The organism is Pseudomonas frederiksbergensis (assembly GCF_000802155.2).
GTDB classification, from domain to species: domain Bacteria; phylum Pseudomonadota; class Gammaproteobacteria; order Pseudomonadales; family Pseudomonadaceae; genus Aquipseudomonas; species Aquipseudomonas frederiksbergensis_A.
In genome coordinates this window covers 1-20,160 of the sequence record NZ_JQGJ02000028.1, presented here as the reverse complement: position 1 = coordinate 20,160, position 20,160 = coordinate 1, and the positions used below count along the sequence as shown (strand labels likewise).

Here is a 20,160-nt window from a genome sequence, read left to right as displayed (position 1 = left end):
GCGTGAGGCTAAAGATTTGCAGGGCTCTGGAACAGGGCTTTGCGACTGATATCAGTCATGCCTGTGGTTAATGGTTCAGCGAATGCCCTTGTGGCGAGGGAGCAAGCTCCCTCGCCACAAGGGCTTGTTTGCCGGACTGGCTGTATCAGTACCTCATTGCCCGCTATAGATCTGATCGAAAACCCCACCGTCATTGAAATGGGTCTTCTGCACGGTGCGCCAGTCGCCGAAGGTTTTCTCTACCGACAGGAAGTCGACTTTCGGGAAGCGGTCGGTGTATTTGGCCAGCACCGCCGGATCCCGTGGACGCAGGTAGTTGGCGGCGGCGATTTCCTGGCCTTCGGGCGACCACAGGTATTTGAGATACGCCTCGGCGGCTTCTCGGGAGCCTTTCTTCTCGACCACTTTATCCACAACGCTCACCGGTGGCTCGGCTTCGGCGGACACGCTTGGGTAGACCACTTCGAACTGGTCGCGGCCAAACTCGCGGGCGATCATTTCCGCTTCGTTTTCAAAGGTCACCAGCACGTCGCCGATCTGGTTGGTCATGAACGTTGTCGTCGCGGCGCGGCCACCGGTGTCCAGCACAGGCGCCTGCTTGAACAACTTGCCGACGAAATCCTTGGCCTTGTTCTCGTCGCCACCGTTCTTGAGCACATAGCCCCACGCCGACAGATAGGTATAGCGGCCGTTACCGGAGGTTTTCGGGTTTGGCACGATCACTTGCACGCCGTCCTTGAGCAGGTCGGGCCAATCCTTGAGCGCTTTCGGGTTGCCCTTGCGCACGATGAACACCGTGGCCGAGGTGAACGGTGCGCTGTTGTTCGGCAGCCGGGTGACCCAGTTTTCCGGAACCAGCTTGCCGTTGTCCGCCAAGGCGTTAATGTCGGTGGCCATGTTCATGGTGATGACATCCGCCGGCAGCCCGTCGATCACCGAGCGCGCTTGCTTGCTGGAGCCGCCGAAGGACATTTGCACGGTGATGTTCTCGTTGTGCTCGGCTTGCCAGTGCTTCTGGAACGCGGCGTTGTAATCTTTGTAGAAGTCGCGCATCACGTCATAGGAAACGTTCAGCAGGGTTGGGGCGGCGTTGGCCAGGCTGCCGAAGGTCAGGCCAGCGGCGAGAAGGGAGGCGCCAAGGAAGTTTTTCACTGCGAATTCCTTTTTATTGGGAGGCGGGCGATAAGCCAGCACACTAGCGATTAGCTTATAGGCCTTCAAGTATTTAAAAATGCTTTGCTTATTCCATTTTCTTGAACAGCGCATTGCCGCAACGGGAGCAGAAGGCGGCGCCATGTTCATGGTTGTTTTTGCTGCACACCGGGCAGTCATGCTGGAGTTGGTCGCCGCGCATCGCGGTGGCGAGTTCAGCGGTGAAGATACCCGTCGGTACGGCGATGATCGAATAGCCGGTGATCATCACTAAAGACGAAATGACCTGTCCCAGCGGCGTCTTCGGCACGATGTCGCCGAAGCCCACGGTGGTCAGCGTCACGATAGCCCAATAGATCCCCTTGGGAATGCTGGTAAAGCCATGCTGCGGCCCTTCGATGACGTACATCAGCGTGCCGAACACGGTCACCAGCGTTGATACGCTGACCAGGAACACGATGATTTTCTGCTTGCTGCCACGTAGCGCGGCCAGCAGATAGTTGGCCTGCTTGAGGTAAGGGCTGAGCTTGAGCACGCGAAAAATCCGCAACATGCGGATGATTCGAACGATCAGCAGGTACTGGGCATCGCTGTAGTACAGCGCCAGGATGCCCGGCACGATCGCCAGCAGATCCACCAGGCCATAGAAACTGAACGCGTAGCGCAGCGGTTTCGGCGAGCAGTACAAGCGTAGGCCGTACTCCACCAGAAAGATAAAGGTGAAGCCCCACTCGATATAAGCCAGCAGGGCCGCGTAGTTTTTGTGAACGCTGTCGATGCTGTCGAGCATCACGATCACCAGGCTGGCGAGGATGATCAGCAGCGAGGTGCTGTCGAAGCGTCGGCCAGCCACGGTATCGGTCTGGAAAATGATGACGTAGAGGCGTTCACGCCAGTTGTTGCTGTTATCCATGACCTTCGCCTGAATCGATAATCAGCGAAGCCTAGGGCGATTGCCCCGCAGAGCGCAAGGCGCGGTGTCGAGGATTGCCTGATGCCAGCGTCGGCCAGTCGCACGAACCAGCCAGCAGGCGAGGATGAACGGCGCTGTCAGTGGCGCCACGCCCAACGCAGCGAAACCTGGTGCGAGAACGACCGCCAGGGCAATGCCCGCCAGCGGCAGCCATGGCTTGCGGGTGTGTTGGCCGAGGGCCAGGGCCACCAGCGCCGGGTTATAGCCGCCCAGCCCCGATAAGGCCTGGGCGCTGTCGTGGTGCAGCACGGCAAACGCAAGGCCGACGATGGAACCCAGCAGCGCCCAGCCAGCGGCGCGGCGATCGGCGATCAGCAGGCCGACCACGACCAGCGCACCGGCCAGCGGCTGGTCGAGAAACATGACCTGGCCGAGGCCATTCAAAGGAGCGAGCAGCAGCTTGGGAAGTGTCATTTCCACGGACGCTGAGGCGGGCGACGGCGGGGCGAAACTCAGCAGCAACCAGCCCAGCGCCACGAATGGCGCGGTATAGGTGGGCAGGCAGCGCGGGCCAGGGGTTCGCTTGAGCCATTGCTGGGTGAGTATTGCGCTGAGGCCGCCGCCGGCAATGATCAGGGGGGGTAGCAAGACCGACCAGGGCAGTGCCAGGCTCAACAACAATCCCAGCAGGATCCCGTTGTAGCTGAACAACCCGGCTTGCCGATCTTCCTTGGCATAACCGCGTCGCTGCGCCGTCAACAGTCCGGCTACTGCGCCCAGCAGCGCGCCGCCGAGCAAAGTCGGCGCGGTGAGCAAGATTGCCAACAGGCACAGCATTCCGCACAGCGGATGGCGCTGGAGAAAAATCTGGCTGAAACCGTTAAGCAGGGCGGTGGCCCAGTCGGGGCAGTGAGTGCTGGAAGAATGGTTGGGCATGATGGGTCAGGGATAGGGAGTAATGTGGCGAGGGAGCAAGCTCCCTCGCCACAAAAAATCAGATCAACGTCTCGATACGCAGGGAATTGGTCGACCCCGGCTGCCCGAACGGCACGCCTGCGGTGATCAGCAAAGTGTCGCCACGCTGGGCCATGCCTTGGGCCTGGGCGATTTCCAGCGCCGTGGAACACACCTCGTCCACCTGCCGCAGTCGATCATTGACCACCGAATGCACCCCCCAGGCCACGGTCAGGCGGCGGGCGGCCTGCAGATTTGGCGTCAGGTTGAGAATCGGCACCGTCGGCCGTTCCCGCGCCGCGCGCAGGCTGGAACTGCCCGACTCGCTGTAGTTCACCAGCACCGCCACCGGCAGGACATTGCTGATCCGGCGGATCGCGCAGCTGATGGCGTCCGACACCGTGGCCTCGGCTTTCGGTCGGCTGACGTCCAGTTGTGCCTGGTAGTCCGGGCCGTTTTCAACTTGGCGAATGATCTTGCTCATCATCTGCACGGCTTCGAGGGGGTAATCGCCGGAAGCGGTTTCCGCCGACAGCATCACCGCATCGGCACCTTCGGCCACGGCGTTGGCGACGTCGGTGACTTCGGCGCGGGTCGGTGCCGGGGAGAACCGCATCGACTCGAGCATCTGCGTCGCCACTACCACGGGTCTGCCGAGGGCGCGGCAGGTGCCGATGATGTTTTTCTGGATCTGCGGCACGCTCTCGGCCGGTACTTCGACGCCGAGATCACCGCGGGCAACCATGATTGCGTCGCTCAATTCGGCGATCTCGCGCAGTTGGCTTACCGCTGACGGCTTCTCGATCTTTGCCATCAGGAACGCCTTGTCGCCGATCAGCGCGCGCGCTTCGCGGATGTCCTCGGGACGCTGCACAAACGACAGCGCCACCCAATCCACACCCAGCTCCAGGCCGAAGCTCAAGTCGCGACGATCCTTGGCGGTGAGTGGGCTCAGATCGAGGACGGCCTGGGGCACGTTCACGCCCTTGCGGTCCGACAGTTCGCCGCCGTTGAGCACCTCGGTGTCGATGGCGTCGGCATGCCCGGCGGTTACCCGCAGGCGCAGCTTGCCGTCATCGAGCAACAAGTCCATGCCCGGCTCCAGCGCCGCGATGATTTCCGGGTGGGGCAGGTTGACCCGGCGTTGGTCGCCCGGTGTCGGGTCCAGGTCTAGGCGCAAGGCCTGGCCGCGTTGCAGCAGGACCTTGCCGTCGGCAAATTTGCCGACTCGCAGCTTCGGGCCCTGCAAGTCCATCAGGATGCCCAGCGGGTAATTGAGCTGCTGCTCGACTTCGCGGATCCACCGGTAGCGCTGGGCGTGGTCGGCATGGTCGCCGTGGCTGAAGTTCAGGCGAAAGATGTTCACACCGGCCTGCACCAGTTCGCGAATATCATCGAGGCCGCGGGTGGCGGGGCCGAGGGTCGCGAGGATCTTGACCTTTTTATCAGGCGTCATTTTTAGGGTTCTCGAGTATCAGGATCGCGCGGAAGTCGTTGACGTTGGTACGGGTCGGTTCGGTGACGACCAGCGCGTTTAGCGCGGCGAAGTAGCCGTAGCCGTTGTTGTTGTCCAACTCGTCGCTGGCGCTGAGACCCATCTCGGCGGCGCGGCGATAGCTGTCCGGGGTCATGATTGCACCGGCGTTGTCTTCGGAGCCGTCGATGCCATCGGTGTCGCCGGCGAGCGCGTAGATGCCGGGACAGCCCTTGAGGCTGTCGGTCAGGCTCAGCAGGAATTCGGCGTTGCGTCCGCCACGGCCATTGCCGCGCACGGTGACTGTGGTTTCGCCGCCAGACAGGATCACGCACGGGGCTGCCAAGGGTTGGCCGTGCAGGGCGATTTGCCGGGCAATGCCGGCGTGGACTTTCGCCACCTCCCGGGATTCGCCTTCCAGGTCACCGAGGATCAATGGGCTGAAACCCGCTTGGCGTGCCTTCACGGCTGCGGCTTCCAAGGATTGCTGGGGGCGCGCGATCAATTGGAAATGACTGCGGGCCAGGCTCGGGTCGCCGGGCTTGACGGTCTCCGATTCCGGGCTCTGTAGCCAGTTGCGTACGGAGGCGGGGATATCAATGGCGTAGCGCTTGAGAATCGCCAGGGCCTCGGCTGAGGTGCTGGGATCGGCGACGGTGGGGCCGGACGCGATGACCGTGGCGAGATCGCCGGGCACGTCGGAAATCGCATAGGTGTAGACCGTCGCCGGCCAGCAGGCCTTGCCCAGGCGTCCGCCCTTGATCGCAGAGAGATGCTTGCGCACGCAATTCATCTCGCCGATGGTCGCGCCGGATTTGAGCAAAGCTTTATTGATCGATTGTTTGTCGGCCAGGGTAATGCCAGCCGCCGGCAGGGCCAGCAACGCCGAGCCCCCACCGGACAGCAGGAAGATCACGCGGTCGTCTTCGTTGAGGTTGCTGACCCGTTCGAGCACCCGTCCGGCCACTTCCAGGCCTGCGGCATCCGGCACGGGATGAGCGGCTTCGACCACTTCGATTTTCTGGCAGGGCGCGCCATGGCCGTAGCGGGTCACGACCAGGCCGCTGACTTCGCCCTGCCAGCAACGCTCAACGACTTGCGCCATGGCCGCCGCGGCCTTGCCGGCACCGATGACGATCACTCGACCGCTGCGGTCGCTGGGCAGGTATTGTTCGAGGACTTGCTGCGGATGCGCCGCGTCGATGGCTGTGGCAAACAGCTCGCGCAGCAGTTGTTGCGGATCGACCGACATGGCGGGCTCCCGGGATTTTTGTTATTTGAAGGGCAACGCAGATCCCTTGTGGGGGCGAGCAAGTTCGCTCCCACAAGGGGGAAGGGCGTGTCAGTTGTCGCGGATCGAGAAATTCGCCATGTGCTCCAGCCCCTTGATCAGCGCCGAGTGATCCCAGTTGCTGCCACCGATCGCCGCGCACGTGCTGAACACTTGCTGGGCGTTGGCGGTGTTGGGCAGGTTGATGTTCAGTTCCTTGGCGCCTTGCAGGGCGAGGTTCAGGTCCTTCTGGTGCAGGCTGATGCGGAAGCCCGGGTCGAAGGTGCCCTTGATCATGCGTTCGCCGTGGACTTCGAGGATCTTCGACGAGGCGAAACCGCCCATCAACGCTTCACGAACCTTGGCCGGGTCGGCACCGTTTTTCGAGGCGAACAACAGCGCTTCGGCCACGGCTTGGATGTTCAGGGCGACGATGATCTGGTTCGCCACTTTGGCGGTCTGGCCGTCGCCGTTGCCGCCCACCAGGGTGATGTTCTTGCCCATGGCCTGGAACAGCGGCAAGGCGCGCTCGAAGGCGGCGCTGTCGCCACCCACCATGATGCTCAGCGTCGCGGCCTTGGCACCGACTTCGCCGCCGGAGACCGGGGCATCGAGGTACTGCGCACCTTTTTCATTGATCTTCGCCGCGAAGGCCTTGGTGGCGGACGGCGAGATCGAACTCATGTCGATCACCACTTTGCCCTTGCCCACGCCCGCTGCCACGCCGTCGGCGCGCAACAGCACGTCTTCGACCTGCGGCGTGTCCGGGACCATGACGATAATGAATTCGGCTTCCTGGGCGACTTCCTTCGGGTTGGCCAACGCCACCGCGCCGCCGGCCAGCAGGTCGGCCGGGGCCGGGTCGTGGTGCTGGGACAGGAACAGGCTGTGACCGGCCTTTTGCAGGTTCAATGCCATGGGGTGGCCCATGATGCCGGTGCCGATGAATCCGATTTTAGCCATGAGAAAATCCTCTTTTATTAAAGTGCCCACGGATTCTTGTGGGTCAGATCGCGTTATGGGTTTTCAGCCAGCCCAGTCCCGCTTCGGTGGTGGTCAGCGGCTTGTATTCACAGCCAATCCAACCCTGGTAGCCGATGCGGTCCAGGTGTTCGAACAGGAAGCGGTAGTTGATTTCGCCCGTGCCCGGCTCGTTGCGGCCCGGGTTGTCCGCCAGTTGCACATGGTTGATCTCGCCCAGGTGCGCCGACAGGGTCCGGGCCAAGTCGCCTTCCATGATTTGCATGTGATAGATGTCGTATTGCAGGAACAGGTTGGCGCTGCCCACCTGCTCGCGGATCGACAGGGCCTGGGCGGTGTTGTTGAGATAAAAGCCTGGGATGTCGCGGGTATTGATGGCTTCCATCACCAGCTTGATGCCTTCGCCTTGCAGCTTTTCGGCGGCGTACTTCAGGTTGGCGATGAAGATCTTTTCCACCAGGGCCTCGTCGCACTTCTGCGGACGAATCCCGGCCAGGCAATTGACTTGGGTATTGCCCAGCACTTTTGCGTAGGCAATCGCCAGGTCGACCCCCGCGCGGAACTCCTCGACCCGGTCCGGCAAGCAGGCAATGCCGCGCTCACCCTTGGCCCAGTCGCCGGCCGGCAGGTTGAACAGCACCTGGGTCAGGCCATTGGCGTCGAGCTGGGCCTTGATTTCGGCGGAGCTGTAATCGTAGGGGAACAGGTATTCGACTCCACTGAAACCAGCCTTGGCGGCGGCTTCGAAACGGGCGAGGAACTCCTGTTCGGTGAACAGCATGGACAGGTTGGCGGCGAAACGCGGCATGGTGGTCTCCTGTAAATAGTTGGCAGGCCCCTGTGGGGCGAGCCTCAGTCCAGTAATGAGATGGCTGTGGGTGCATCGTTGCCCACCAGCGCCAGGTCTTCAAACTCGTTGACGGCGTTGATCTCAGTGCCCATGGAAATATTGGTCACCCGTTCCAGGATGATCTCGACGATCACCGGCACCTTGAACTCTTCGATCATGTCCTGGGCCTTGCGCAGCGCCGGCTGGATGCCGGACGGTTCGAAAACCCGCAGGGCCTTGCAACCCAGGCCCTCGGCCACGGCGATGTGGTCAACGCCATAGCCGTTGAGTTCCGGGGCGTTGAGGTTGTCGAACGACAACTGCACGCAGTAATCCATGTCGAAACCGCGCTGGGCCTGGCGGATCAGGCCCAGGTAGGAGTTATTCACCACGACGTGGATGTAGGGCAACTTGAACTGAGCCCCCACCGCCAACTCTTCGATCATGAACTGGAAATCATAGTCGCCCGACAGCGCCACGACCTTGCGGCTCGGATCGGCCTTGACCACCCCGAGCGCGGCCGGAATGGTCCAACCCAGGGGGCCGGCCTGGCCGCAGTTGATCCAGTGGCGTGGCTTGTAGACGTGGAGGAACTGCGCCCCGGCGATCTGGGACAGGCCGATGGTGCTGACGTAGCAGGTGTCCTTGCCGAAGACTTGGTTCATTTCCTCGTAGACGCGCTGTGGCTTGACCGGCACGTTGTCGAAGTGCGTCTTGCGCTGCAGGCTGGCCTTGCGTTGCTGGCAATCCTGCAACCAGGCGCTGCGGTTCTTCAGCTTGCCGGCGGCTTGCCATTCGCGGGCGACTTCGATGAACACCGTCAGGGCCGAAGCGGCGTCGGAAACGATGCCCAGGTCCGGAGTGAACACGCGGCCGATCTGCGTCGGCTCGATGTCCACGTGAATGAACGTGCGACCTTCGGTGTAGACGTCCACCGAGCCGGTGTGACGGTTGGCCCAGCGGTTGCCGACGCCCAGTACCACGTCCGACTTGAGGAGTGTTGCGTTGCCATAGCGATGGGAGGTTTGCAGGCCGACCATGCCGACCATCAATGGGTGATCGTCGGGGATGGTGCCCCAGCCCATCAAGGTGGGGATGACCGGGATGCCGGTCAGTTCGGCGAATTCCACCAGCAGGTCGCTGGCATCGGCATTGATGATGCCGCCGCCGGCCACCAACAACGGACGTTCAGCCTGATTGAGCATCGCCAAGGCTTTCTCGATCTGCACGCGGTTGGCCGCGGGCTTGGCCAAGGGCAGCGGTTGGTAAGCGTCGATGTCGAATTCGATCTCGGCCATCTGCACATCAAACGGCAAGTCGATCAGCACCGGGCCTGGACGGCCGGAGCGCATTTCAAAGAAGGCTTTCTGGAAGGCATACGGCACTTGGCCCGGCTCCAGGACGGTGGTGGCCCACTTGGTCACTGGCTTGACGATGCTGGTGATGTCCACCGCCTGGAAATCTTCCTTGTGCATACGGGCGCGGGGCGCTTGGCCGGTGATGCAGAGGATCGGGATCGAGTCGGCCGATGCGCTGTAGAGCCCGGTGACCATGTCGGTACCGGCCGGTCCGGAAGTGCCGATGCACACACCGATATTGCCGGCCTTGGTCCGGGTGTAGCCCTCGGCCATGTGCGAGGCGCCTTCAACGTGCCGAGCGAGGACGTGATCGATGCCACCCACCTTTTGCAGGGCAGAGTACAGCGGGTTGATCGCAGCACCCGGGATGCCGAAGGCGGTGTCCACGCCTTCACGGCGCATCACCAGGACGGCGGCTTCGATTGCTCTCATTTTGCTCATTGGTTTGTGCCTCTTTACGTTTTGTAATTGTATACAAGTGGCTGTGCGGCAGAGTGTATTCATGGCAAGCATGGCAGGTCAATCCCTTTCCTCAAGCACCTGTTTCATTCGCAGGAGGACCTGATTTGCTACATGTGTAAAGCCATAAAAGGTGATTTGTTCGAATTTTTGTATACAAAAAACTAATCTGTTGTGTTCTATTTGATGGGTTGGTTTTTGCTGAAAGTGAAGCTCCATGGCTTTCCCATAACAAAAGAAGGACAGCACCCCATGAGCGTTCTAACGTTGAAAATTGCCGTCAACCTGGCCGGACAAGCCCTTGCCGCAGGCCGTGAAATCAGTGCCGCACCCTTGACCGTCGCGGTCCTGGACAGCGGCGGCCATCTGGTCGTCTTGCAGCGTGAAGACGGCGCGAGCCTGCTTCGCCCACAGATCGCCATCGGCAAGGCCTGGGGCGCCATCGCCCTGGGCAAGGGCTCCCGCTTGCTCGCCCAGGACGCCCAACAGCGCCCGGCGTTCTTTGCCGCGTTGCACGGCCTGGGCCAAAGCAACATCGTGCCAGCCCCGGGTGGGGTATTGATCAGGGATCAGGAGGGAAAGGTGCTGGGGGCGATTGGTGTCAGCGGCGATGTTTCGGATGTGGACGAGCAGGTGGCGGTGAGGGCGGTGGAGGCGGTGCAGTTGAGGGCGGATGCGGGGGTTACGTCTTGATGTAAAAAAATGGAGTCATTCGCCAGGGCGGCGATGACGAAGCGGGGGCGCATCGATAAGCTGCCGCCCTCTCGTTTTGTATCAAGGAAGATTTGCGTGAATACGCTATTTCGCATCATTTTGACCATGACAGTGGCCCTCTGTACCCCCCTTTTGAAAGCCGCAGAGGTGGATGTCGATGAGGTTGCCTATCAGGCGCTTAGACCGGTAGTCGCTGCGCTGATGAATGCCGATGACGCCGAAGACCTGATCGCAAGGGGAGAAAAGCTTGAGCGGCGCGACAGTTTGCAAGCCATCGCTGTTTATCTGGCGGCGGTTCGTGAGGATCCCAAACAAATGCTGGCGCCTTACAAGGTCGCCTCGCTGTTTGCTTACCGCGGTGATTACAAACTGGCAGAGCGCTATTTGAAGGTGGCCGATGAGCGTGGCATGTGGTTCGGTCCGTTGATGGCCGATGACCGGAACTTGATCGGTCTGCGCCAGACGTCCACATACAAGCGAGTATTGGCCAACACCCAGAACCGCTACGAGCAAATCGCCCGCGACAAAGTAGGCGCGATTTCGGTACTCAATCCTTCCGGTATTCCAGCGTCTTCAGTATGCCGACCGGTAGTGGTTCGGCTGCATGGATACGGCGGCAACGGTGAGCTTGGCGAAGATTATCAGTCGCTGGCGGACACCGGCGCGATCCTCTTGGGCATCAACGGTACTGAAATGACCGACAGTGTCGACAGCTTCCGTTGGATCGGTCCGGGTTTCGAAGGCACGCATCAAGCTGTTCAATCCGGATTGAAAAAACTGGCCACGCGACAATGCACTGACCGGAAGCAAATCTACCTGATGGGTTTCTCCCAAGGGGCTCTACACGCTGGGGCTTTGCTGGCGCAGCACCCGGATGATTATGCTGGCGCGCTTCTGATTTCGCCCGGGGGGTTGCAGTCGACCCCGACTACAAGCCTGGCTCAAGGGAAAAGAGTGGTTGTGATCCACGGCAAGATGGAGGCGGCCAGCAACCAGGAAATGAGCGCAGAGTTTCGCAAGCTGTTCAGTGAAGCTGGAGACAACAAGGTCAGGTCGGTCGAACATGAGGCAGGACATCGTTATCCTGACGACTGGAGAACTTCGTTGCCCCAGGCGTTGCATTGGCTGATGGGTAGCGAGGCCTGACATTCACGCGACCGGAGGCTGCGTCAGTCCACCTCGCACCCCTTCAAGACCAACCGAATAATCGTCTGCGCCGCCGCTTCGTAATCCGCTTCATCGAGCTTGGCCTTGCCGGTCACGGCGGTGATCTGCCAGTCGAAGTCGGCATAGGTCTGGGTGGCGGCCCAGATGCTGAACATCAGGTGGTTGGGGTCGATCGGGGCGATCTGGCCGCGGTCGATCCAGGTCTGGATACAGTCGATGTTATGCCGGGCCTGGGCGTTGAGCTGTTCCACCAGGTCGGCGCTCAGGTGCGGGGCGCCGTGCATGATTTCACTGGCGAAGACTTTCGAGGCGAAGGGCAGGTCGCGGGAAATTCGGATCTTGGAGCGGATGTAGTGGCTCAGCACTTCGCCCGGCTCGCCATCGGCGTTGAAGGGGGTGGAGGCCTGGAGAATCGGCTCGATAATGCTTTCCAACACCTCGCGGTAGAGGTTTTCCTTGGATTTGAAGTAGTAATAGACGTTGGGTTTGGGCAAGCCCGCCTTGGCCGCGATGTCGCTGGTTTTGGTCGCGGCGAAGCCCTTGTCGGCAAATTCTTCGCTGGCGGCACGCAGGATCAGTTCTTTGTTGCGCTCGCGGATTGTGCTCATAAACCCTGGGGTTCCTTGCCTGTTCTGGCGGTGGCGCATGGTAGCACCGGCCTCGCGCGACGCTCAAGAATGCCCCAAGGACGCGCCGCTCGCGCTATGCTGCGCAGCATTATTGTTCAAGGAGCCCCTCCATGGCTGGAAGCAGTTTGCTGGTACTGATCGACGACATTGCCACCGTGCTCGACGATGTGGCGTTGATGACCAAGATGGCCGCCAAGAAAACCGCGGGCGTGCTCGGTGATGACCTGGCACTCAATGCCCAGCAGGTTTCCGGCGTGCGGGCCGAGCGGGAACTGCCGGTGGTGTGGGCGGTAGCCAAGGGTTCCTTTATCAACAAGCTGATCCTGGTGCCGTCGGCGCTGGCCATCAGTGCCTTCGTTCCGTGGCTGGTGACGCCACTGTTGATGGTGGGCGGCGCCTATCTGTGTTTTGAAGGGTTCGAAAAACTCGCCCACAAATTCCTTCACAGCAAGGCCGAAGACGAGGCTGAGCACGCGCATCTGGTCGAGGCGGTGGCCGATCCGGCGGTCGATCTGGTGGCTTTCGAAAAGGACAAGATCAAGGGCGCGGTGCGCACCGACTTTATCCTTTCGGCGGAAATCATCGCTATCACCCTCGGCACTGTCGCCGATGCGCCGCTGACCCAGCAGGTGATCGTGCTGTCGGGCATCGCCATTGTCATGACTGTGGGTGTCTATGGCCTGGTGGCGGGGATCGTAAAGCTTGATGACCTGGGCCTGTGGTTGACGCAGAAGCCGGGGCAGGCGGCCAAGCAAATTGGCGGGGCGATCCTGCGCGCAGCGCCCTACATGATGAAAAGTCTGTCGGTGATCGGCACGGCGGCCATGTTCCTGGTGGGCGGCGGTATCCTTACCCACGGCGTGCCAGTGGTGCACCACTGGATCGAAGGCGTTGCGGCGAGTGCCGGTGGCGCCGGGTTCATCGTGCCGATGCTGCTCAATGCGGTGGCGGGGATTGTCGCGGGGGCGGTGGTGCTGGCCGGTGTGTTGGCGGTGGGTAAGGTCTGGAAGGCCCTGAGGGGCTGAAGCGTTGCTTTTTAAGACACTGCTTTCAGGCTTTTCCTACTTTTATCGATTGAGGGCTTCCATAAACTCCCCCGCGCTATTCGGCCGGTATTGGCTCGAATAAATTTTCCGCCAGCGAAGGGAGCATTTGATGAAATGGTATTGGCAAGTGATGCGGCAGTACGCAACGTTTAGAGGGCGCGCAAGCAGAGAAGAGTATTGGATGTTCTTCCTGTTGGAGTTCTGCTTGGGGTTGCTTTTCTTTGGGTTTGGTATCGCCACCGGATTGAACAAGGAGATTTACTTCCTATTGTTGTATCCGGCTTATTGCCTTCTGACCGTTTGCCCTCGATTGGCTGTTACGTGGCGGCGTTATCACGACATGAATAAAAGCGGGCTGAATATTTTCTGGGGACTAGTGCCAGTGGTTGGTCCGTTCATCGTGCTTATCAGCTTGGCGGCAAGCGGTACGAAAGGGCCGAACAACTACGGCCTGGACCCGTTGGACCAGCCGGTAGCAGTTAGCTGAATAGGGCTGGACGCTTAGACAGCGGTAATAAAAAAGGCCATTCGTTTTCCATCGAATGGCCTTTTTTTGTCAGGGCGTGTGCCTATTCGGCGATCTGCAACTTCCGCGACTCGGTGTACACGTAGCGCACTTTTTCATACTCGAACGGCGAGTTCAGCTGGCCGTAGCGGAAGCTGGTCTGGTAGCGCCTGTCCACGCCGCGCAGGAGCAGCAGTTCCGGGTGGTTGGAGCTGACTTGCGAGACGTTCAGGAAATTGATCGCCGATTCGGCGGTGTAGTCCACCAACAAGCCCGACGTGTCGCGCAGGTTCGACGGGCCGAAAATGGGCAGTACGAAGTACGCGCCGCCCGGCACGCCGTAGAAGCCCAGGGTCTGGCCGAAGTCTTCGCTCTGGCGTGGCAGGCCCATGGCGGTAGCCGGGTCCCACAAGCCGGCGATGCCAACGGTGGTGTTGAGCAACAGTCGCGCTGTAGTTTCCATTGAACGCTTGCCCTTGAATTGCAGCAGGCTGTTCATCAGGTTCGGCACGTCTCCCAGGTTGTTGAAGAAGTTGCTCACACCGGTACGCACGAAGCCCGGGGTAATGTAGCGATAGCCGTCCACCACCGGCAGGAACACCCATTGGTCGAAGCGGTAGTTGAAGTGATAGACCCGGCGGTTCCAGGATTCCAGCGGGTCGTAGACGTTCAACGCGTTGAGGGTCGAACGTTCGAACTCGCGTTGATCCAGGCCCGGGTTGAACTTGAGTTTGGTCAGCGGCTCCTTGAAGCCGTCCGAGTCCACCACTACGGGCGCGTCGGCCTTGCTGTTATCGGCGTGGACCATGCCCGCGCTCATTAACGCGGCGATCAGCAGGAGATATTTAGCCACGGAAGAACTCCAGCATGGCGTCGCTGTTGACGCGATAGTTAAGGTTGCCGCAATGGCCGCCCAATGGATAAACCGTCAAGCGATCACCAAAGGTCTTGCGCAGGAAGCCCAGGTCACCCGGACCCAGGATCACATCGTCGGCGTTGTGCATGACTGCAATCTTGGAGCTGCCCTGCAGATAATCCTTGAGCGCGTACAGGCTGACCTGGTCGACCAGTTGCAGCAGGCTGCCGCCGTCGGTGCGCGCGCGCCACATCGGGATCACCTGTTCGGTGAGGTAGCAGTCGAAATCGCATTGCAGAGCACGCTTGAGGAACGGCGTCAGGCTGGTGCTTTCGGTGATCGGGAACTTGGGTGGGATGATCAAGCCGCGACGGTTGATCAGGTCCGAGGTAAAGGCGATATCGGCCGCCGAGAAACGGAACGAGGTGCCGATCAGCATCGCCATCTGCTCGTTGCTCAGGTGCTGCTTGGACTGTTGGAAGTCATAGAGCAGGGCATCGTTGAGGTCGATGTAGCCTTTTTGCTGGAAGTAGCGGGTCAGCTTGTTCAGCACCAATTCATAGAACGTGGTGGTGTTGTTGATGCCCTTGACCTCGGTCTGGACCAGTTTGTCCAGGTTGGTGATTGACGTGTAGAGGTTCACCGGCGGGTTAAGCAGCAGCACCTTCTTGAAATTGAAGCTGCGGCGGGTTTCGTCCAGGTGCGCGACGAAGGCTGCGTCGAGGGCGCCGAGGCTGTAGCCGGTCAGGTAGTACTCGGTGACGGGCACTTTCGGATTCTGCGCGCGTACGGCCTGCATCACCCGGTACATGTCTTCGGCATCTTCCTTGGTGATGCCTGGAGTGGCGAAGCGCGAAGCGGCGCTCATGAAGTCGAAGCTGGTGGGCGAAGACAGCTGCACCACGTGATATCCGGCCTTGTAGTAGAGGCGCTTGAGGTACTCGTTGAGGGTGCTGTCGTAGCGCGCACCAGTGCCCGCGATCAGGAAGATCAGCGGTGCGGGTTTGTCTTGGGTAGCCATGCGGTAAGTGAGGCTTTTCACCGGCCAGAAATTGTCTGGCAGGATGAATTCGCGTTCCGGACGCAGGGTCAGGCTGTGGTCCGATTGATTGATGTCCTCGATCAGCGGCAGCTCCGGGCGCAGGTCCGGCGGCGTGGTGGCGATGGTCGCCTCGAACGGGTTGGTCAAGGGGTAGCCATAGCTGGCGGCGTCAATATCTGCCGCCAGCGCGGACGCACTCAAGATAAGGCCGCCGAGGAGGGCAGCGAAGCGCAAGGAACGGAGCATGACTGGATCCCTTAGAGGAAGGTGCCGAATGAGGTTCGCAGCCTATGACCACCGCAGCGAAGCCAAGTGCCATGACGGCTGAAAAACAAGCGCGAACGGGGCGCAATAGTAGCGGGACAATACACGTTGGGGCGTGGTGGCGGCTAGTGGAGCTGCCGGCTTGCCTGATCAAGCATGCGGGAGGTGATCGACATTGCAGGCTGGGATTCACCGTTTACAGACCTGTTATTTCTGACAGTTGAAATAGTTATTTTCGGGTATTAAATAGGTGTGTGTCGTTGCGACTATCTTCTTGGAGGGACACCGCCATGCACTTTCGGACGCCAACGTTAACTGTATTCGATTCTCGTCGTTTAACTGTTCGTTCTGCAGCGTATCATCGTGCGGTAGCCGCAGATCCTCTCGAAAAGCGAGTGACCTATCAAATCAACGATTTCGCTGGGCGAAGTATAAAACAGTATGACCCTCGGCTGTTTAAGCTTATGGATTTGGAGCCTGATATTTCGCCGAATGTTCAGAATATCTATAGCCTTTCTGGACGGGCTTTGCTTATTAATAGTGTTGACGCGGGGATTCGCCTGTATCTGCCAGGCGTTGCTGGCGAGCGATGTGAATGTTGGGATAGCAATTTTACTCACGTAAAAACTGAATACGACAATCAGCTACGGCCGGTCAAAGAGTCTGTGAGACAAATTGACAAGGGTCCAAGGAATAGTGCTTTCTACTCATATGCTGGCAATGACGAAGCGTTTGTTAACTTTAATCAAAGCGGAAGAATAATCAGGGTTGATGATGGCGCTGGGACGGTTTTCTCTCGATCCTATTCCTTGCAAGGCGATAGGCTTGTAAACACTCGGCATTTTTTGGAAAGCGCAGAGCAACCGCATTGGCCCGACCTAGAGTCTGAGCGTGATCAGCTTCATGAAAAAGACGAGGGAAGCACGACCCTGTCTCGTTACAATGCTGTATCACAGCTGGTTTGTGAAATTGATGCTAGACAACATGCGCGGCTATTTGAATACACAGCGGGTGGTCAGCTGGCCGGAATAAAACTGAACATGAAGCTAGGAGGAGAAACTGAAGAGGTTGTGGGTGATATTTTTTATGATGCTGCAAACCATATTGTCCATCAGAGGCTGGCAAATAGGGTGGTTTGCTCTGCAGCTTATTGTCCCGCAGATGGGCGGTTGGAAGAGTTGAGGTCCTATCGACCGGGATGCTCCCCTTTACAGCATCTGATCTATCGCTACGATCGCGTGGGAAATATAATATCCATCGAAGACAGGGCGTTACCTGTTCGCTACTTTCGTAACCAGAAAATCGAACCAGTAAGAACGTTCTGTTACGACACGCTCTATCAGTTGGTTCGCGCCACCGGTTGGCAAGTAATCGGTGGTGGTGTCGGGCCTTGCTTACCCGATTTACAATCTCCAGTTGATCCGAATCAGTTGGAAAATTACACGGAGGTTTTTAGCTACGACTCCGGTGGTAATTTGATAAAACTGCTTCGTTGTGCGGCGCTGGGAAGTCGCACTCAGCGGATGGGTGTGTCGAAATATAGTAATCGCTCGCTCGCTGAAAAGATTGACGGAGATCTACCGACTGAAGAAGAGATCGCTTTGGCGCATGACTTGAACGGTAACAAGCGACAGCTATTACCGGGACAAGATCTGGAATGGGATGAACGAAATCAGCTCAAAAAAGCGGGAGGGACGAGTCGTTTCGGGTTGACGGCAGGTTCGGAAACTTATATCTACGACGATACGGGGCAGCGGCGAAGGAAAATTGGATCGGTACCCGCAGGAGAGTTAACAAGTCGCTCGGAAACTCGTTATCTGGGGGCTCTTGAAATTCGCTCCAGTGTTGATAAAGAAACCCATGACGTCCATGTAGATGCGGGATTATGTAATGTTCGTGCAATCCAGCAGGTTGGTAGTGATCCAGTTATCTATCAATACTCGTTGGTTGATCAGATTGGCTCAAACTGCATCGAGTTGGATGGCGACGGAGAGATCATAAGTGAAGAGGTTTTCTACAGTTACGGCTGTACTGCTTGGTGGGCGGGTAGCGATAGGGTCAAGGCGAACAGCAAAATAAGGCGCTATTCGGGTAAGGAGTTGGACTTGACTGGTTTGTATTATTTCGGTTTCAGGTATTACGTGCCATGGTGGTGTCAATGGTTGAGCCCGGACCCAAATGGCGCAGCAGATGGTTTAAATTTGTACCGGATGGCCGCCAATAGTCCCGTAACATTTTTTGACGGTTTGGGTCTGGAAATTATTCCAGTCAACGATGCTGATTCAAGCTACGCTGATTTGGTAAACGCTTTCGAGAAAGGGGATATTCTGTTCGGGTTACGTGAGCCCCGCGCTTTTGCTCTGGAGGCATTAGATAGGGCAGGGCATAAAGAGTTTTCCAAAGTGCTATCCTGGAGTCTTGAACTCGGTCGGTTCGAAATGGTAAAAAAACGCAATGTATTAAAGCAGAACGATTTGACGGACGCAGCGTTTGGGCCGACTGTGACAGCGGGCGTTTATAATGAAAATAGTCAAATCAAGGCGGAATTGGTGGATTATCCTCGTGGTATTGCTTACAAGAATTTTGCAATCACCAACCGTTATTTTCAGAAAGATGAAAAGGGGGTGGGGAATTTTTTCGATATCAACGTGCCGATGTGGCGTCGCTCGAGCAAGGCTGGGTTGGAGTTTCAGATTTTTCAGCGTAACAAAAAAGTGCTTTTTGCTATCGACGGTCTGATGGAGACTGTGGGTGATATCGTTTCTAAAAAACCTGATGGCGGAACTAGCGTTACGGCTTCTGAAATCAGATATTTGTACAGGCGCCGAAATACTCCAGAAGTTCAAAAAAATGTGAGGTTTTTCCTTGCCGGTCGAGAGGTGCCGCAGTCCGAATTCTTCAACATGTCGGCGTGGCAAAGTTACCACCCAAAAAGGACATACAAGAGCGTGACGGTGCCTCGCCGGGTGAGATTGAGTCAATAGTCGGCGGCGATTGCAGCTAATCTATCACGGCGCCTGTTCTTCAACTTGGAGAACAGGCGCTTTCAAGGCTGCGTGGTCGGCTCGCCAACCCTGTTCGCGGCAATTCGCGTTAAGGTTTTCCAGTACCCCGCATTTTTTCCCTCCGTCATGACATCGAGCACAGTTAATGGCTTTCTGATGTCGTTTCTCGCTGCTTCAGCGTCGCAGACAGAGCAGGTTCCAGATCGGCGCAGGTTGATGATCAGTCAGTCAGTACTCCACTGGCGTTCGGACCGGTTTGCAGGCGAGCGTGATGGGGGCGCTGTGCACCATAACAATACGTTGACGCCGCTCGGCATCCGTCGAGCGCAGCACTTTCGGGGAAGTAACGATGAAGATGCGACGAATCTTGGGCGCAGGTGCCGCACTGGTACTGGCGATCAGCTCCACCCTGGCAAGCGCCGAGACCAAAACCCTGAGCATTGGCTACGTTGACGGCTGGTCCGACAGCGTCGCGACTACCCACGTGGCCGCCGAAGTGATCAAGCAGAAACTCGGCTATGACGTGAAGCTGCAAGCCGTCGCGACCGGGATCATGTGGCAGGGCGTTGCCACCGGCAAGCTCGATGCGATGCTATCGGCCTGGTTGCCGGTGACCCATGGCGATTACTGGACCAAGAACAAGGACCAGGTCGTCGACTATGGCCCTAACTTCAAGGACGCGAAAATCGGTTTGATCGTGCCGGAGTACGTCAAGGCCAAGTCGCTCGAAGACCTGAAGACCGATGACTCTTTCAAGAAACGCATCGTCGGCATCGACGCCGGTTCAGGCGTGATGCTCAAGACCGAACAGGCGATCAAGGATTACGACCTGACCGGTTATCAACTCAAGGCCAGCTCCGGCGCCGGCATGATTGCCGAGCTGACCCGGGCCGAGAAAAAGAACGAGTCCATCGCCGTCACCGGTTGGGTGCCGCACTGGATGTTCGCCAAATGGAAACTGCGCTTCCTGGAAGACCCGAAAGGCGTCTATGGCGCGGCTGAGACTGTGAACAGCATCGGCAGCAAGGGCCTGGAAGCCAAGGCACCGGAAGTGGTCGGGTTCCTGAAGAAGTTCCAGTGGGCGTCGAAAGACGAGATCGGCGAAGTCATGCTGGCGATCCAGGAAGGCGCCAAGCCGGACGCCGCGGCCAAGGATTGGGTGGCCAAGCATCCTGATCGTGTGAAGGAGTGGACCGGCAAGTAATCGACCTGGTTTCGCTGTTCCTGAAACCGCATGACGTTGTGTCATGCGGTTTTTTTGTGCTTGCAGATCCTTAGTCCAGCGCAACCCCTGTGGGAGCGAGCAAGCCCGCTCCCACAGGGGAAGCTACGAAAATTGTAGGAAGCTGGCATACCGTCATGTCGTTCTAATACTAAGGTCGTCTGGAACCTGGTCTTGAGCCGCATAGAGTAGAGCTGTTCCAAATAAATCTGTGCTGCGAGGATAAAAACAATGAACGACAGCATTTACCTCTCGATTCAAAACAGCCCGCGCTTCAAGGAGCTGGTGAAGAAACGAGAAAAGTTCGCCTGGATTCTCTC

At 58.5% G+C, this 20,160-nt stretch carries 17 protein-coding genes and 1 pseudogene; 7 read left to right on the top strand and 11 right to left on the bottom strand.

Annotated elements, in window-relative coordinates:
• Positions 1–153: 153 nt before the first annotated feature.
• The 8 genes from JZ00_RS27555 to gcl form a co-directional block, all read right to left on the bottom strand.
• Positions 154–1,152: a sulfate ABC transporter substrate-binding protein gene (locus JZ00_RS27555; RefSeq protein ID WP_039594395.1), complete on the bottom strand. Its 999-nt coding sequence runs from the start codon at positions 1,150–1,152 to the stop codon at positions 154–156.
• An 88-nt stretch (positions 1,153–1,240) separates the two neighbouring features.
• A complete protein-coding gene (locus tag JZ00_RS27550) occupies positions 1,241–2,065 on the bottom strand; it encodes an ion transporter (protein WP_039594396.1) in 825 nt (274 codons plus the stop codon).
• 21 nt (positions 2,066–2,086) lie between these two features.
• A complete protein-coding gene (locus tag JZ00_RS27545) occupies positions 2,087–3,001 on the bottom strand; it encodes an urea transporter (RefSeq protein ID WP_039594397.1) in 915 nt (304 codons plus the stop codon).
• A gap of 58 nt (positions 3,002–3,059) precedes the next feature.
• A complete protein-coding gene (gene pyk, locus JZ00_RS27540; protein ID WP_039594398.1) occupies positions 3,060–4,475 on the bottom strand; it encodes a pyruvate kinase in 1,416 nt (471 codons plus the stop codon).
• Entirely contained in the window at positions 4,465–5,745 is a 1,281-nt protein-coding gene (locus JZ00_RS27535; RefSeq protein ID WP_039594399.1) for a glycerate kinase type-2 family protein, read from the bottom strand. Before JZ00_RS27535 ends, pyk begins: the two co-directional genes overlap by 11 nt.
• Positions 5,746–5,835: 90 nt before the next feature.
• The gene (locus tag JZ00_RS27530; RefSeq protein WP_039594400.1) at positions 5,836–6,726 is read right to left on the bottom strand and encodes a 2-hydroxy-3-oxopropionate reductase; all 891 of its coding nucleotides are present in this window, start codon (positions 6,724–6,726) and stop codon (positions 5,836–5,838) included.
• A 43-nt stretch (positions 6,727–6,769) separates the two neighbouring features.
• Complete coding sequence (gene hyi / locus JZ00_RS27525) at positions 6,770–7,552, bottom strand: hydroxypyruvate isomerase (protein ID WP_039594401.1); 783 nt, start codon at positions 7,550–7,552, stop codon at positions 6,770–6,772.
• Positions 7,553–7,596: 44 nt separating this feature from the next.
• Positions 7,597–9,372 (bottom strand): glyoxylate carboligase, encoded by a 1,776-nt coding sequence (gene gcl / locus JZ00_RS27520; RefSeq protein ID WP_039594402.1) that lies wholly within the window; start codon positions 9,370–9,372, stop codon positions 7,597–7,599.
• A gap of 270 nt (positions 9,373–9,642) precedes the next feature.
• Here gcl and JZ00_RS27515 point away from each other — a divergent pair, with 270 nt between their 5' ends.
• Together JZ00_RS27515 and JZ00_RS27510 are read left to right on the top strand one after the other, a co-directional pair.
• A complete protein-coding gene (locus tag JZ00_RS27515; RefSeq protein ID WP_039594403.1) occupies positions 9,643–10,083 on the top strand; it encodes a GlcG/HbpS family heme-binding protein in 441 nt (146 codons plus the stop codon).
• A 96-nt stretch (positions 10,084–10,179) separates the two neighbouring features.
• Positions 10,180–11,250 (top strand): alpha/beta hydrolase, encoded by a 1,071-nt coding sequence (locus tag JZ00_RS27510; protein ID WP_052680806.1) that lies wholly within the window; start codon positions 10,180–10,182, stop codon positions 11,248–11,250.
• 23 nt (positions 11,251–11,273) lie between these two features.
• Here JZ00_RS27510 and JZ00_RS27505 read toward each other — a convergent pair whose 3' ends face one another.
• On the bottom strand, positions 11,274–11,879 hold the full coding sequence (locus tag JZ00_RS27505; protein ID WP_039594404.1) for a TetR/AcrR family transcriptional regulator: 606 nt from the start codon (positions 11,877–11,879) through the stop codon (positions 11,274–11,276).
• Positions 11,880–12,010: 131 nt separating this feature from the next.
• Here JZ00_RS27505 and JZ00_RS27500 point away from each other — a divergent pair, with 131 nt between their 5' ends.
• Together JZ00_RS27500 and JZ00_RS27495 are read left to right on the top strand one after the other, a co-directional pair.
• Positions 12,011–12,925 (top strand): DUF808 domain-containing protein, encoded by a 915-nt coding sequence (locus tag JZ00_RS27500; protein WP_039594405.1) that lies wholly within the window; start codon positions 12,011–12,013, stop codon positions 12,923–12,925.
• A gap of 130 nt (positions 12,926–13,055) precedes the next feature.
• Positions 13,056–13,433 carry a DUF805 domain-containing protein gene (locus JZ00_RS27495; protein WP_039594406.1) on the top strand — a complete coding sequence of 126 codons (378 nt, stop codon included), beginning with the start codon at positions 13,056–13,058 and terminating at the stop codon, positions 13,431–13,433.
• Between the two features lie 82 nt (positions 13,434–13,515).
• On the opposite strand, the gene JZ00_RS27490 is transcribed toward JZ00_RS27495, so the two are convergent.
• Together JZ00_RS27490 and JZ00_RS27485 are read right to left on the bottom strand one after the other, a co-directional pair.
• Positions 13,516–14,304, bottom strand: coding sequence for an MlaA family lipoprotein (locus tag JZ00_RS27490; RefSeq protein ID WP_039594407.1), 789 nt, complete (start codon positions 14,302–14,304; stop codon positions 13,516–13,518).
• Positions 14,297–15,595: a serine/threonine protein kinase gene (locus tag JZ00_RS27485; protein WP_039594408.1), complete on the bottom strand. Its 1,299-nt coding sequence runs from the start codon at positions 15,593–15,595 to the stop codon at positions 14,297–14,299. The genes JZ00_RS27490 and JZ00_RS27485 overlap by 8 nt, the downstream gene beginning before the upstream one ends.
• A 308-nt stretch (positions 15,596–15,903) precedes the next feature.
• On the opposite strand from JZ00_RS27485, the gene JZ00_RS30585 reads away from it, so the two are divergent.
• The 3 genes and pseudogenes from JZ00_RS30585 to JZ00_RS31020 all read left to right on the top strand — a co-directional run.
• A complete protein-coding gene (locus JZ00_RS30585) occupies positions 15,904–18,597 on the top strand; it encodes an RHS repeat-associated core domain-containing protein (protein ID WP_082112139.1) in 2,694 nt (897 codons plus the stop codon).
• 370 nt (positions 18,598–18,967) lie between these two features.
• Positions 18,968–19,822, top strand: a complete 855-nt coding sequence (locus JZ00_RS27475; RefSeq protein ID WP_039594409.1) for a glycine betaine ABC transporter substrate-binding protein — start codon at positions 18,968–18,970, stop codon at positions 19,820–19,822.
• A 249-nt stretch (positions 19,823–20,071) separates the two neighbouring features.
• Positions 20,072–20,160 (top strand): annotated as a pseudogene (locus JZ00_RS31020) (DUF485 domain-containing protein); the annotation flags it as partial.